The sequence below is a fragment of the Pseudomonas sp. NPDC087615 genome (assembly GCF_044743445.1).
Lineage (GTDB): Bacteria > Pseudomonadota > Gammaproteobacteria > Pseudomonadales > Pseudomonadaceae > Aquipseudomonas > Aquipseudomonas baetica_A.
Genome location: NZ_JBIUWM010000089.1, coordinates 1 through 12667 on the forward strand (window position 1 = coordinate 1; position 12667 = coordinate 12667).

14 protein-coding genes and 1 pseudogene are annotated in these 12667 nt (G+C 58.6%); 6 read left to right on the forward strand and 9 right to left on the reverse strand.

All coding sequences use genetic code 11. The features are described from left to right. Positions 1 to 107: 107 nt before the first annotated feature. Positions 108 to 512 (forward strand): annotated as a pseudogene (locus tag ACIOU6_RS26465) (UDP-3-O-acyl-N-acetylglucosamine deacetylase); the annotation flags it as partial. 68 nt (positions 513 to 580) lie between these two features. Here the strand turns inward: ACIOU6_RS26465 and ACIOU6_RS26470 are convergent. The 3 genes from ACIOU6_RS26470 to ACIOU6_RS26480 form a co-directional block, all read right to left on the reverse strand. Next, positions 581 to 2086, reverse strand: coding sequence for a sensor domain-containing diguanylate cyclase (locus ACIOU6_RS26470; RefSeq protein WP_221731502.1), 1506 nt, complete (start codon positions 2084 to 2086; stop codon positions 581 to 583). Between the two features lie 43 nt (positions 2087 to 2129). Next, positions 2130 to 3446 (reverse strand): OprD family porin, encoded by a 1317-nt coding sequence (locus ACIOU6_RS26475; protein WP_401139581.1) that lies wholly within the window; start codon positions 3444 to 3446, stop codon positions 2130 to 2132. A gap of 195 nt (positions 3447 to 3641) precedes the next feature. Then, entirely contained in the window at positions 3642 to 3863 is a 222-nt protein-coding gene (locus tag ACIOU6_RS26480) for a hypothetical protein (protein WP_339538779.1), read from the reverse strand. A gap of 265 nt (positions 3864 to 4128) precedes the next feature. Here ACIOU6_RS26480 and ACIOU6_RS26485 point away from each other — a divergent pair, with 265 nt between their 5' ends. Both ACIOU6_RS26485 and ACIOU6_RS26490 read left to right on the forward strand, forming a co-directional pair. Beyond that, the gene (locus tag ACIOU6_RS26485; RefSeq protein WP_401139583.1) at positions 4129 to 4434 is read left to right on the forward strand and encodes a type 1 fimbrial protein; all 306 of its coding nucleotides are present in this window, start codon (positions 4129 to 4131) and stop codon (positions 4432 to 4434) included. Between the two features lie 111 nt (positions 4435 to 4545). Further along, a complete protein-coding gene (locus tag ACIOU6_RS26490) occupies positions 4546 to 4785 on the forward strand; it encodes a hypothetical protein (protein WP_401139586.1) in 240 nt (79 codons plus the stop codon). 74 nt (positions 4786 to 4859) lie between these two features. Here ACIOU6_RS26490 and ACIOU6_RS26495 read toward each other — a convergent pair whose 3' ends face one another. The 5 genes from ACIOU6_RS26495 to norR form a co-directional block, all read right to left on the reverse strand. Next, the gene (locus ACIOU6_RS26495; RefSeq protein WP_401139589.1) at positions 4860 to 5609 is read right to left on the reverse strand and encodes a YkgJ family cysteine cluster protein; all 750 of its coding nucleotides are present in this window, start codon (positions 5607 to 5609) and stop codon (positions 4860 to 4862) included. 83 nt (positions 5610 to 5692) lie between these two features. Further along, positions 5693 to 6019: a hypothetical protein gene (locus ACIOU6_RS26500; protein WP_221731500.1), complete on the reverse strand. Its 327-nt coding sequence runs from the start codon at positions 6017 to 6019 to the stop codon at positions 5693 to 5695. Positions 6020 to 6107: 88 nt separating this feature from the next. Continuing rightward, positions 6108 to 6566, reverse strand: coding sequence for an N-acetyltransferase (locus ACIOU6_RS26505; protein WP_221731596.1), 459 nt, complete (start codon positions 6564 to 6566; stop codon positions 6108 to 6110). Between the two features lie 27 nt (positions 6567 to 6593). Then, positions 6594 to 7496, reverse strand: coding sequence for a chemotaxis protein CheV (locus ACIOU6_RS26510; protein WP_221731499.1), 903 nt, complete (start codon positions 7494 to 7496; stop codon positions 6594 to 6596). Between the two features lie 125 nt (positions 7497 to 7621). Continuing rightward, positions 7622 to 9181, reverse strand: coding sequence for a nitric oxide reductase transcriptional regulator NorR (gene norR / locus ACIOU6_RS26515; RefSeq protein ID WP_221731498.1), 1560 nt, complete (start codon positions 9179 to 9181; stop codon positions 7622 to 7624). Positions 9182 to 9344: 163 nt separating this feature from the next. On the opposite strand from norR, the gene hmpA reads away from it, so the two are divergent. The 3 genes from hmpA (at position 9345) to ACIOU6_RS26530 (ending at position 11857) form a co-directional block, all read left to right on the forward strand. After that, positions 9345 to 10526: an NO-inducible flavohemoprotein gene (gene hmpA, locus ACIOU6_RS26520; RefSeq protein ID WP_401139592.1), complete on the forward strand. Its 1182-nt coding sequence runs from the start codon at positions 9345 to 9347 to the stop codon at positions 10524 to 10526. Between the two features lie 235 nt (positions 10527 to 10761). Continuing rightward, positions 10762 to 11322, forward strand: a complete 561-nt coding sequence (locus tag ACIOU6_RS26525) for an ester cyclase (RefSeq protein ID WP_221731496.1) — start codon at positions 10762 to 10764, stop codon at positions 11320 to 11322. A gap of 25 nt (positions 11323 to 11347) precedes the next feature. Beyond that, entirely contained in the window at positions 11348 to 11857 is a 510-nt protein-coding gene (locus tag ACIOU6_RS26530) for a disulfide bond formation protein B (RefSeq protein WP_221731495.1), read from the forward strand. 531 nt (positions 11858 to 12388) lie between these two features. Here the strand turns inward: ACIOU6_RS26530 and ACIOU6_RS26535 are convergent. Continuing rightward, positions 12389 to 12667, reverse strand: a 279-nt coding sequence (locus ACIOU6_RS26535; protein WP_401139596.1) for a hypothetical protein, incomplete at its 5' end; no start/stop codon positions are given.

Consider the following 12667-nt stretch of genomic DNA (forward strand, 5'->3'; position numbering starts at 1 on the left):
CGGGCGCGGATGATTTATTTTACGAACTATGTGATTTAAAAAACCCCGTTTGAATTTTGGGTGCGGCCCCGTTATCCGGGGTTATCTAAATCTATCTCGAAGCACACAAAAGTGCAAGCGTGGATTTTTCCAGCACTTCGTTCGTAAAAGAAGTCAGCCGCGCCCGTACTTTCGGTTTCATGAGTGACATCGAGTACCTGCGCAAGCACAACCTCGCACTTGGCGGCAGCGTTGAAAACGCAATCGTGGTCGATGCCGATGGCGTACTGAACGAAGACGGCCTTCGCTATGAAGACGAATTCGTGAAGCACAAGATCCTCGATGCCATTGGCGATCTGTACCTGCTGGGCAATAGCCTGATTGGTGAGTTCAAAGGCTTCAAGTCCGGTCATGCACTGAACAACCAGTTGCTGCGCAAGTTGATTGAGCAGACAGATGCTTGGGAAGTGGTGACGTTCGAAGACGCCAGCACCGCACCAATCTCTTACATGCGCCCTGTTGCGGCGGTGTAAGTAAAAAACCTCTCTAGTTTTTTGAAGGCCACCTTTGGGTGGCCTTTTTTTATTGTTTGAAACAGAACTCAGCCCGCCAGCACTCGGTTGCGCCCACCTTCCTTGGCCTGATACAACGCCTTGTCCGCCGCAAACAGCAACTGCTCCAGCGTCATCTCGCTCGCCGCCGTCCAGGTGCTGATACCGATACTCACCGTCATCGGCACCTGTGCCCCGTCGACCAGCGGCAATTGTTCCACCGCCTCACGAATATGTTCGGCAATCTGCTGCGCTCCATGACTGTCGGTCTCGGCAAGAATCACCGAAAACTCCTCGCCGCCATAACGCGCCACCAAGTCTGCCGGCCGCCGCACGTTCGCCGCGATGACTTTGGCCAGCTCGCGCAATGCCTGGTCACCCGCCTGGTGCCCATGCCGGTCGTTAAAGGCCTTGAAGTGATCGGCATCGATCATCATCACCGACAGTGGCTTAGCCGCACGCTGGGCGCGGAACCACTCGTGGCGCAGCGTTTGATCGAGCATCCGCCGATTGGCCAAACCGGTCAGTGCGTCCGTAGCAGCCAGTTGCGCCAAATCCCGTTCGGCCCGTTGACGCAAGCGCAGTTCGCGGGCGAGCAGCCAGGTCAGCCATAGCACCCCCAGACACAACACTCCCGTGGCGCCGCTGATCAGCATCGCCGTACGCCGCCAAGTGGCGAAGACTTCATCGCCGGACAGCGCAACGATCACCACCAGGGGCAAATTGCCGACCCGCGAGTAAGTGTAGAGCCGCTGCTGTTGATCCATGCTCGATGTGCTGCTGAAACTCCCATTGCCGTCCCTGTCGAGCAGTATCCGCAGCACGTTGGGCCGGTTGCCGAAGCTTTTGCCGATGGAGTCGCTTTGCAGGTGAGGTTTCTGCGCCAGCAACACGCCATCGTTATTGATGATGTTGAGTGTGCTGTCGTTGCCGATATTCAGGCTGTTGAACAACTGGTCGAAGTAATCGAGCTTCATCGACGCCACGGCCACGCCGACGAACTCACCGGTGTCCGAAGACACCCGCCGACTGAAGCTGATCCGCCATTGGTTGGCCTCATCGCAATCACAACGGGTCTTGAACGGGCGGCTGACAAACATGCCGACGTCGCGGTCGAACGCATGGGCCAGGAAGTAATCACGGTCGGCGAAATTGCCGGGTTTAGGTTCGACTCTTGAAGAGTCGGCGATCACATCGCCGTGTTTGTCGAGCAACAGAATGTCGCCCTTGAAGCGCGCTGTGGTTGAGCGGTCGAACAGTGCCAGATGGCGGATTTGCGGCGAGACCGCTTGCAAGTCGTCGCGCTGTGCAGCGGCAATCAGACCTTGCAGCGTCAGGTCGTACAGCTCGACGGTACGCAGCACGTCGGCGTCGATCAACTGGGCAATGGTCGTGGCACTGCGGGTGGCCGTTTCCTGAGCGTTGGCGTGCTCACGGATCAGTAGAAAAGTGACGATGCACAAAATCGCGAGCACGGTCAGCGAACTGCCGCAGATCAGCAGCAGCTCGGGGCGTCCGGTCTTGCCCGCAACAGGTGGGGTAAGGCTCGCGATCATGATGGGCTTTCGATTGAGAGGTCTTTTCAGCGTAGCGCCGATCCTAGAAGACGTTGATCGGGTAGTCGAGGATTACGCGGTATTCATCTGTGTCTGTATCTATCGCGCCGTAACCGTTGCTGCCACGGTTGGTTGCCCATTGCAGACGCACGGCCAGATCTTTGGCCTGACCGCTTTGCACCACGTACTTGAGATCGATGTCACGTTCCCAGTGCTTGGCGTTTCGCCCTTCGGCGCTGTACCAATTGGAGTAACCCTGACTGTCCGGGTCAACTTTGCTCAGATCAAGCGTTCCGCGCGAGTAGGACACCGCTGAAGTCAGGCCCGGCACGCCGACACCTTCGAAGTCATAGGCGTACTTGAGCTTCCACGAGCGCTCATTCGGGCCGTTGAAGTCCGAGTATTGCTGCGAGTTGTCCAGGTAAACGCTGTCGCCCTGGCTGATGTAATCGAACGGCGTGTTGCCGTTGACCCGCTGATACGCGGCGGTGACGCTGTGGCTGCCGACACCGACCGTGAAGTGCAAGCTGTAGGTGTTGTTGTCGATGTTGCCCAGCAGCGCATCGCCCGTGTCTTGGGTGTGATAGAAGTGCAGGCCCGGATTGAGGCTGATCACATCGTTCAATTGCCAGGTGTAGTCGAGGTCGTAGTAGTACTGGTTCCAGATGTCTTTGAGTTCGGAGGCGTAAAGGCTGCTGGTCAGGCCCTCGACACCGCTCCAGGCCACGCCCGCCCAGTTCAGGTGACGGCTGTCATCGCCATCGGCCAGGACGCCATAGGAGGTGCCGATGCGTGTGTGGCCGCTCTGGTTGTAAGGCTTGGTGAAACTGGCCTGACCGCCTTCGATCAACCAGCCGTCGAAGCGGTGGTTGGTCAGGCTGACGCCACGGAACGTTTGCGGCAGCATACGGCTGTCACCGCCAGCAATCACCGGGTTGGTGAGGAACAGATCACCGGCCTTCAGCTCGGTATCGAACGCGCGCATTTTCAGGGTGCCGCCGGCCGTCGAGAACGCGCCCGGCGCTTTGCCGTGGCCATCGCTGATCGGCAGGATGCTGGAGCCATCCGTACCGCCACCGCCGTCGAGTTTCAGCCCAAGCATGGCGTGTGCATCAACGCCAAAGCCGACCGTGCCTTCGGTATAGCCGGACTGAAAGATGCCGAGAAAGCCCTGGCCCCACTCGATGTTGTCGTCTGTGCGCTGGAGACGATTGCGATTGATGTAGTAATTGCGGGCGTTGAGATTGAGGCTCGAGCCCTCGACGAAACCTTCTTTGGCCGGCTCATCGGCGTGGGCGGAGGATGCCATCGTTGCGGCAACTGCAATGAACAACGGAGTAAAACGGACTGGGCAACGCACGTAAAGGGGAGCTCCTTGGGGTCGATTGGCACTTCAATGTATCGAGGTGCTCAAAGTTTCTTATTGGGGAAGACGCACCAAACGGCTTTCAGACCACAACGAAAAAAGGCCGCTGAAAGGCAGCGGCCTGCAATGACGACGGTTGAACGGGAAGAGCCAAACAACCGCGTCGAGGGAAGCGGAACAGGACGTGACTCAGCTGTCTTTCTCTGGCGATTGAGTCTCGCCGGCGGCGGCCTGTGGGGCTTGCGTGGCGTCTTTGGCCTTGGCCACCATTTCAGCCTGGTGCTGATCGTACGCTTGGGCTCGTGCAATTTTTTGCGCAACGAACGCTTGGGATTCTTCAGCCATCGCCATCGGCGACAGGATCAATGAGGACAAAACGAAAGCGCTGGCAATACCCATACTGTTGGACATTCTGAAAACCTTCTTGCTTGGCAAGTGCTGTTTGGTGCGGGCAACGATAAGGTTGCTTTGCGCCTGGAAACAGCGTGATTTTCATAAATGACTGTTACAGCAACAGCAAATATCGGCGGGCTCTGGTGTATTGATCTTCCGGTCTATGGGAGACAGCGCTGAGAGCCGACCCGCCACTGCGCTCCTAAAGATCCGCTCTCGCCAGCGGATACACGTTATATAGCCCAAGCATTTACGGCGTGGGTCTCTACGGGAGTGTCCTGTCATGAAACTCAGAACCGTCATTTCGAGTGTGTTTGTTTTGCTTCCGCTCACGGTCTCTGCTGCCCCTCAAGCCACTACCGGGGAGATCCGTTTCACCGGTCAAATCGTCGATTCCGGCTGTGAAGTCGGGCGAGCGGGGGCATTGGCTTTCAGTGAATCCCGCCAGGTCGAGCTCAAGCCCGGCATGCGCTTCGATGTCGATACCTACCGCAACGCGTGCAGCCATGAGACGTTGCCGTTTGCCATGACCTATGAGTCGCTGAAGACCTCGGCCGACAAAGGCATTGTGACCATCACTTACCTGTAAACCGTTCGGCGTGCGACGCAAATCTTCAGGTGCTGACCCACGACGCGCAGGTATACTGCGCGCCTTTGTGGCTCACTGATCGGGCCCGATTTTTTGCTTTGCGGAGCTTTTATGACTTCCCCGACCCTACCGCCGGTTGACGACGCCGTGAGCGATGTCCCGGCTGAACTGGCCGACGCCAACGAAACCAAAGCCGAGATCCCGGCTTTTAAATTCCCGTTCAAACCGGGCGAGTTGGCGGCTGCCAAAGACTCGAACCAGCCGTGGTACAAGAACGGCGCCAAGAATGGCCACACCAAGACCCCGGGCATGGCGCCGCCGGGCACCCGTCGTTCGATGGGCAAGCGCTGAGTTTCATTCCCCTCTCAGGCCTGACTGTGATGTTCGATCACGGTCAGGTCATCAGCCTCAGCGAAAATGCTGGATCATGCCGCCCGTAGCGAGATGAACGCATACGTCTGCGCCGGCTCAGTCACCACCTGCCCCCCGGCCGCCAGCACTTGCCCGGCAATGTCATCCCCGGACACATGAAACAGCCATTCACTCTGGGCTTCGCTCGGCGGTTGCGCGCTCACTTGGTCTATCACGGTGGCGAACGCCGCCATATTCGGCAAATACGCCGTAAACCCGTCGCCCTTGAGCGCCGTGGTGCGAATGCCGAGCCTGGCGCAAATCGCCTCTTTGATCTGGATGTCATCGCGATCCGCCTGACGCGAACGCTGTATCAGCCCCACCAGTTCCCGATCAACCAGTTCACCGCCGACGATCATTGGCGTGCCCTGTTCCCAAGACTGCGGCGGGCAATCCTTGGCGGCAGGATTGAGCGGAATATGCGGGTTGATTTCCGCTGGATAAATCCGGCACACCAAGGGTCGACGTTCATAAATCCGACACCGCTTGTCTTCGTCAAGATTCCGGCAGGGGCCGACATTGTACGCGGCAAAGGTGATGGCTACGTGGGCATCGGCTCTACCGCTGCGCACCACTACCGAACGCCGTTCGGCGTGCTCGCGCTGCTGCGCCGGTAAGCCCAGGCCGTTGCCGAGGAATGCTTCGACCAGCACGATCACCTGGCCGCCATCCGCTGCCCACATGCGGGCCTCGGCGAGGGTCAGGGGGACATGGTGGTCAGTGCAGCATTTGCCGCAACCTACGCAGGAAAACGTCGTATTCATTGAACGATCAATCTTCAATCAGGGTGTGAAACGGCGACGTAAAGTCGCCGTGCAGGCTCCGACCGAAGCAAGTTGTGCGCCATTCACTGGCCTTTGGCGGTAGGGCGGATCGAGTCCCATTCGGTGACGAAGGCGCTTTTTGACTTTTTGTTGAACAGGCACAGCTCGGTGCCTTGTTGGCCCTTCATGTGTTTTTGCGGGTATTGGCCTTGCAGCAGAACGGCGGTGTAACCAACGCGGCGATCGAATTGCGCGGGGTTGCCAACCGGTTTGACGTTTTTCAGGCCACTGGCCTTGGTGCAACTGGCGAGTACGCTTTTGTCGTAGGCCGCCCAGGCTTCGGGGCTGGAGGCGTGGACCTGGGAGGTGAGCGCGGTGAGACAGAGCAGGCTTAAGGTGAGGGTTTTCATGGTGGGGCATCCTTGTTATGGCCAAGGTTAGAGTATGCCTGAGGATCAGAGGCTGTCTGTGCCGACGTCGTCGCGGGTAAGCGGTGGATCAGTGCGGGACGATTTCCCGGCGAACCACATACATTCCGGCACTTTCATACAACCGCTGCGCCCGAACGTTATCTTCCAGCACCTTCAAATCGACGAACCCCTCGCGCCGTTGCTGAAACACCTTGAATGCATTGAGCAGCAACGCCCGACCGAGACCTCGGCCTCGAGCACGCGGATGTACCACCAGATTCTTGATGTAGGCACTGGTCCAGCATTGCGCTACACCGACGACGCCCTCGGCATCGTGGGCAATGAAACACAGGGTCGGATCGTATTCAGGATCGGTTTCAAACCGTTGCTGCCATTGCTCCAGCGCTGGCACCCGGCCGCCACCCTCGCGATAGCCCAGTTGCATCAGGTGATGTACGGCCGGGGCCAGTTCGGCGTGGTATAGGCGGATTTCCATGCCTTGCGGCCAGACAATCGGCGGCACGTCGGCACGCAGATCGTGGCGCATCAGCAAGCAGTGCGTCTGACCCAAGGCTTAGTGTCCGCTGGCGGCGACGTGTTTGGCCGCTTCGATCAGGCGTTGGGTCAGCTCCGGCGAGGAGAACTTGGTCAGCACCGCGTTGGCTCCGGCGAGGCGGGCTTTTTCGCTGTTCATCGCGCTGTCGAGCGAGGTGTGCAGCAGCACGTAGAGGTGAGCGAAGTCCGGGGTCTCGCGCAGGGTCCGGGTGAAGGCGTAGCCGTCCATCTCGGACATTTCGATGTCCGAGACGATCAGGTTGATCTGCCGCGCCGTGCCCTGCAGGTCGAGCAGGCAATCGATGGCTTCCTTGGCGCTGCGCGCGGTGTGGCATTGCAGGCCGAGGTTACGCAGGGTGTGCACCGATTGCTGCAGCGCTACCTGGCTGTCGTCGACCACCAGAATCCGGGCGTTGCCGAGGACTTCTGCGTCTTCCATGGTCAGGTCGGTGGGGGCCATTTCAATCTGCGCCGGGGCGATGCTGTGGATAACTTTTTCGATGTCCAGCACTTGCACCAGCGTGCCTTCAACTGAGGTCACGCCGGTAATGTAGGCGCGCACACCGCCGGAGCCGAACGGCGGCGGTTTGATGTCGGTGGTCAGGCAATGGATGATTTTGCTCACGGCCTGTACATGCAGGCCTTGTTTCGAGCGACTGACGTCAGTGACGATCAGGCAGCCGCCGTTCGGGTCTTCCAGCGGTCGCTCGCCGATGGCGCGGCTCAGGTCGATCACCGACAGCGAGGCGCCGCGCAGGGTGGCGATGCCTTTGACGTGCGGGTGCGACTCCGGCAGCTTGGTCAGCGGTGGGCAGGGGATGATTTCACTGACTTTCAGCAGGTTGATCGCCATCAGCTTGCCGCTGCGCAAGGTAAACAGCAGAAGCGAAAGTGAATCTGCGCGGGCTTTGTTGGAGGACATAAAAACCTTCTGTGGAAAAAGGTGATGGGCGAGGGTGGTATCGCCAAAAACTATTGATGCCGGGTTATCGGCGTTTAAAGGATGGGCTTTAGGTCAGTTGTCAGGTGAGGGGGCTTCCCAGCTTTTCAGTTTTTCATGCCGAGGCGCTTGGCCATCCGCCCCAGATTTGCCCGATCCAACCCTAACTCGCGCGCCGCACTTGCCCAGTTATCCTGATTGCGCGCCAGCGCCGCACTGATCAACTGGCGCTGATACGCCTCGGTCGCGGCGCGCAAGTCCCCACTGATGAGCGAAACAGGCGCCACAACAGCGGCCGCCGGCTCAGGCGAGTTATCCACAACCTCATGCGGTAAATCCAGGTCCGCCGCACTCAGGCTGAGTATTTTCGGCCTTACTTTGCTGTTGCCCAGCGCTTTGAGGGCACTGCGACCGATCAAGTGTTCGAGCTCTCGCACGTTACCTGGCCAAGTGTAGGCCAGCAGCGCTTCCTGGGCGTCGCTGTTGAGCCGCAGGCTGTTGAGGCCCATGCGTGAACGGTTCTGTTCGAGGAAGAATCCGCTGAGCAGCAGCACGTCACGCCCGCGATCACGCAACGCCGGCACCCGCAGCGGGTACACGCTCAGACGGTGGTAGAAGTCGGCACGATAACGGCCGCTGCGCACTTCTTCGGCCAGGTCGCGGTTGGTGGCGGCGATCAAGCGCACATCGACCTGATGCTCCTTGTCCGAGCCCAGACGCTGCAACTGGCCGCTCTGCAAAACCCGCAGCAATTTGGCCTGCACCGTTAGCGACAACTCGCCGACTTCATCGAGAAATAGCGTGCCGCCATTGGCCAGTTCGAATTTTCCGCGCCGGTCACTGGTGGCGCCGGTAAACGCGCCGCGTACGTGGCCGAACAACTCGCTTTCCACCAGCGTATCGGGCAGGGCGGCGCAGTTGAGGCTGATGATCGGTTTATCCGCGCGTGGGGAGGCGGCGTGAATGGCTTGGGCGACCAGTTCTTTGCCGACCCCGGTTTCGCCGGTGATCAACACGGTCAGATCACTGCCACCCACCAGATTGATTTCTTCCACCAGGTGTTTAAGGGCTTTGCTCTGGCCGATCATTTCGCGGTGCTGCTGACCGCTGGCCTGGCGGTAGACCTCCGCGCGCTGGTGTTCGTCTTCGGCGCGAGTCGCCAGACGTTCGATGCGCTCGGCGGCGTTGACCGTGGCCGAGGCGAGGCTGGCGAAGGCTTGCAGCGCATCCAGTTCGATCGGTTCGAAACGCTCGGGATCCAGGGCGTCGAGGGTGATCAGCCCCCAGAGCTTTTCATCGACGAACAACGGGCAGCCGAGGCAGTCGTGGACTTCGAGGTGATCGTCGAGGCCGTCGACCAAGCCGTCGTAAGGATCGGGCAAGTCACTGTCAGCAGCGAAGCGGGTCGGCCCTTTGCCTGCCAGTAACACTCCGAAGCGCGGATGCTCGCTGACTTTGAAACGTCGGCCGAGGGTGTCGGTGCTCAAACCGTCTACCGCCAGCGGCACCAGCGCTTCGCCGTCCAAGCGCAGTAGCGCGGCAGCGTCGCAGGGCAGCAGGGCGCGCATGGCTTCGAGCAGGCGTCGGTAACGCTCGCCCTCGGGCAGTTCGCGAGAGAGGTCGGAGACCAGAGGCAGCAGGGCGGTGAGCAGGGATTTGGCGGACATGGTTTTGTAGTCAAAGAGACAAGATGTAGTCGTGTTGACTATAAATAGCTTCGAGTCGATATGACTACTTAAATTTTAAGTTATTGTTTTGTATGGGAAATAAAGTTGGCACGGAAGCTGATAAGCCTAAGGTAACTTTCAAGAAAATGCAGGAGTCACCCTTATGCTTAGCGTCCAGGATGGTGCCATCGTCAAATCCACCGTGCCTCTGCTGGAAAGCGGCGGTGAAGCGTTGATCACCCACTTCTATCGCATGATGCTCTCTGAATACCCGCAAGTGCGGCCGCTGTTCAATCAGGCTCACCAAGCCAGCGGCGATCAACCCCGTGCCCTGGCCAACGGCGTGCTGATGTATGCGCGGCACATCGATCAACTCGACCAGTTGGGCGACCTGGTGGCGAAGATCATCAACAAACACGTCGCCCTGCAGATTCTGCCGGAACATTACCCGATCGTCGGCACATGCCTGCTGCGCGCCATCTCTGAAGTGCTCGGCGAAGAGATCGCTACGCCTGAGGTAATGAGTGCGTGGGGCGCGGCCTATGGGCAACTGGCCGACATCCTGATCGGCGCCGAAACCGCCATCTATGATCAGAAAGAACACGCCGTCGGCGGCTGGCGTGGCGCGCGCGAGTTCATTGTGGCGGCCAAGGTCGAGGAGAGCGCGGAAATCATTTCGTTCTACTTTGAACCTGCGGACAAAGGCCCGATTCTCGCGGCCGAGCCGGGTCAGTACATCGGTATGAAGCTGATCCTCGATGGCGAAGAAATCCGCCGCAACTACTCGCTGTCGGCGTTGGCGAACAAAGGCCAGTACCGCATCAGCGTCAAGCGCGAGCCGGGTGGCCGTGCGTCCAATCATCTGCACGATCAATTGCAGGTTGGGGCGAGTATTCTGCTGTTCCCGCCATCGGGTGAGTTCACCCTGACGGCCAGCGACAAGCCGCTGGTACTGATCAGTGGTGGCGTCGGGATCACCCCGACCCTGGCGATGCTTGAAGCGGCGCTGCAGACCAAGCGCCCGGTGCACTTTATCCACTGCGCACGCAACGGCAGCGTCCATGCGTTCCGCGACTGGATCGATGGTTTGGCTGAGCGTCATCCGCAACTCAAGCGTTTTTATTGCTACGCCGAAGATGACGGTGTGAGCCCGGCGGCGGACAACGTCGGGATGTTGAACCAGCAATTGCTCGGCGAATGGCTGCCGGCGCAGCGTGATGTCGATGCTTACTTCTTGGGGCCGAAAGGCTTCATGGCGGCGATCAAGCGCCATCTCAAAGCGCTGGGTGTGCCAGAGAAGCAGAGCCGGTATGAGTTCTTTGGCCCGGCGTCTGCTTTGGAATAATCCTTCAGGCCGAGTCGTTTGCATCGCGGGCAAGCCCGCTCCCACAGGTTTAGCGTCGTCCACAGATTTTGTGTGCGCCATCAATCCTGTGGGAGCGGGCTTGCCCGCGATGGCATCACCACGGTCTCGATTCTTAAAAAGTGTTTAAAGGTTAATCGTTTCTTAACCGGTTTATCGTTTATTCCCCGATGCTGATGATAGGCGCTCGTTCGTTCACCTGATCAGGATCGCTCCCATGTCGCACATCATCTTCTCCCCTCGTTTCAGCCTCGCTGCGCTGAGCCTGTCGGCTTCGCTGTTGGCCAGTCCATTTGCTTGTGCCGAATCGGCCTTGATCACACCGCAGACCCTGATCGTCGATCAGAGCCTGCCCAAGGCACAGGTTGAGGCCATGGAGCTGGCAGCGCGGCGTTATGGCAGTTTCTGGAATTCGGGTGAGGAGGCATTGGCCATCGCAGCCTTGTCGCCGCAGTTTGTCGACAAGACTCCGCCTGAAGGTCGGGTGCAGGGGCCGACCGGGCCATTGCTGGCGTCGAAGTTCTTTCGCACAGCGGTGCCGGACCTGCGCTGCGACATTGAGCAAATGATCGTCGCCGGTGATCGCGTGGTGGTGCATCTGCACTTTCACGGGCACTTCAGCGGCACGTTCAAGGCTCTCAAAGGGCAGGGCCAGCGTGTAGACTTCCGGGCAACCGATATCTATCAGATCGACAACGGTCGCATCGCGGCCAATTGGCATATCGAAGACAACATCAGCCTGATGGCGCAACTGCACGCGCAGCCGCCAGCCAGCTGAACCATGGACATAAAAGGGAAACGCGATGAGCGAGGAAACGATTCGATTGGGACGTGAGCGGCGCTTTCTGGTGCTGCTGGGCATCATCTGCCTGGCGCTGATCGGTGGGGCGCTGTACATGCAGATCGTACTGGGCGAGGCGCCATGCCCGCTGTGCATCTTGCAGCGTTATGCGTTGTTGCTGATTGCGCTGTTCGCGTTCATTGGCGCAGGCATGCGCACCCGGCGCAGCATCACGGTGTTTGAAGTGCTGGTGGTGATGTGTGCGATTGCTGGCGCTGGCGTCGCTGGGCATCACGTTTACACCCAGTTCTATCCGGCGGTGAGCTGCGGCATCGATGTGCTGCAGCCGATTGTCGATGATCTGCCGCTGGCGAAGATCTTCCCGCTGGGCTTCCAGGTCGACGGTTTCTGCTCGACGCCGTACCCGCCGATCCTCGGCCTGTCGCTGGCGCAATGGGCGCTGGTGGCGTTCGTGCTGGTGGTGATTCTGGTGCCACTGCTGACCTCGCGTAACCGAAAAACCCTGCGCTGAGTCAACTTTTCAACGCTTTGGCCGATACAGAAAGCGCCCCGATTTGCGGATCAGCAAACCGGGGCGTTTTGCATTTCAGAGTGTTTGTGAGTTCACCGTGACGAACGGCAATAGAGCGTGCGACAAGTGTGCGACATGTTGTCACATAGGCGGCGTCGCAAGCGGTTTCACAGACACGGATTGGTGTGCTGTTACAAAAAAGGATTGGTCTGTTTCGCCGTTTTTCGTGTTTTGAACGCAAGTGCCAGATCAGGCATTTTTAACAAGCGTTGGGATATGGCCAAAAGCCTTTGAATATCAGGCTTTGCGCAGTTCTGGCCCTCGGAGAAAGCCTTCAGAGCTGTCTGAACTGACGCGGATACACCTACTATTTTTGGTGTTTTTGTTGAGAATCGATTTCGATAACATGCGGCACTTTTGCAAAAATGGCGATGGATTGTTGCTCGAACGGATAAAAATTATTTCGGGATAAGACATGGTGTATAGGGCGCTACCTATCTACAATCGCCCGCATTGAATTCCCGGCACTGTTCAGCCTTTATTAAGGAACTGAGCAGAAAGTCGGGTGTCGAGCAAGCCGTAAGGCTGGTGAGACACCCAGGTGTCGGTGCCTTCCAACTTTCCGCACCAAATGGAATTGGTCTGTAACAAGGCCTTTGACCACGAATTCGAATAAGAACTTAACGCTGTCCCGGGATTTGTCGAGCGTCTGACGCGCGGCGGGCGGCCCTTATTCAATCCAAAGAAAATGCCAACCCTTGGCAGGGTGAAGTGTTGGCGATCAAACCCCAACTGCATTGCGCAAGCTGC

What these genes read in the sequence shown, in the direction of transcription:
- ACIOU6_RS26480 (WP_339538779.1), bottom strand. Translation starts at nt 3,863, where the DNA reads ATGTCCAACAGTATGGGTATTGCCAGCGCTTTCGTTTTGTCCTCATTG.
- ACIOU6_RS26525 (WP_221731496.1), top strand. Translation starts at nt 10,762, where the DNA reads ATGTCGCACATCATCTTCTCCCCTCGTTTCAGCCTCGCTGCGCTGAGC.
- ACIOU6_RS26485 (WP_401139583.1), top strand. Translation starts at nt 4,129, where the DNA reads ATGAAACTCAGAACCGTCATTTCGAGTGTGTTTGTTTTGCTTCCGCTC.
- norR (WP_221731498.1), bottom strand. Translation starts at nt 9,181, where the DNA reads ATGTCCGCCAAATCCCTGCTCACCGCCCTGCTGCCTCTGGTCTCCGAC.
- ACIOU6_RS26470 (WP_221731502.1), bottom strand. Translation starts at nt 2,086, where the DNA reads ATGATCGCGAGCCTTACCCCACCTGTTGCGGGCAAGACCGGACGCCCC.
- ACIOU6_RS26490 (WP_401139586.1), top strand. Translation starts at nt 4,546, where the DNA reads ATGACTTCCCCGACCCTACCGCCGGTTGACGACGCCGTGAGCGATGTC.
- hmpA (WP_401139592.1), top strand. Translation starts at nt 9,345, where the DNA reads ATGCTTAGCGTCCAGGATGGTGCCATCGTCAAATCCACCGTGCCTCTG.
- ACIOU6_RS26500 (WP_221731500.1), bottom strand. Translation starts at nt 6,019, where the DNA reads ATGAAAACCCTCACCTTAAGCCTGCTCTGTCTCACCGCGCTCACCTCC.
- ACIOU6_RS26510 (WP_221731499.1), bottom strand. Translation starts at nt 7,496, where the DNA reads ATGTCCTCCAACAAAGCCCGCGCAGATTCACTTTCGCTTCTGCTGTTT.
- ACIOU6_RS26530 (WP_221731495.1), top strand. Translation starts at nt 11,348, where the DNA reads ATGAGCGAGGAAACGATTCGATTGGGACGTGAGCGGCGCTTTCTGGTG.
- ACIOU6_RS26505 (WP_221731596.1), bottom strand. Translation starts at nt 6,566, where the DNA reads ATGCGCCACGATCTGCGTGCCGACGTGCCGCCGATTGTCTGGCCGCAA.
- ACIOU6_RS26495 (WP_401139589.1), bottom strand. Translation starts at nt 5,609, where the DNA reads ATGAATACGACGTTTTCCTGCGTAGGTTGCGGCAAATGCTGCACTGAC.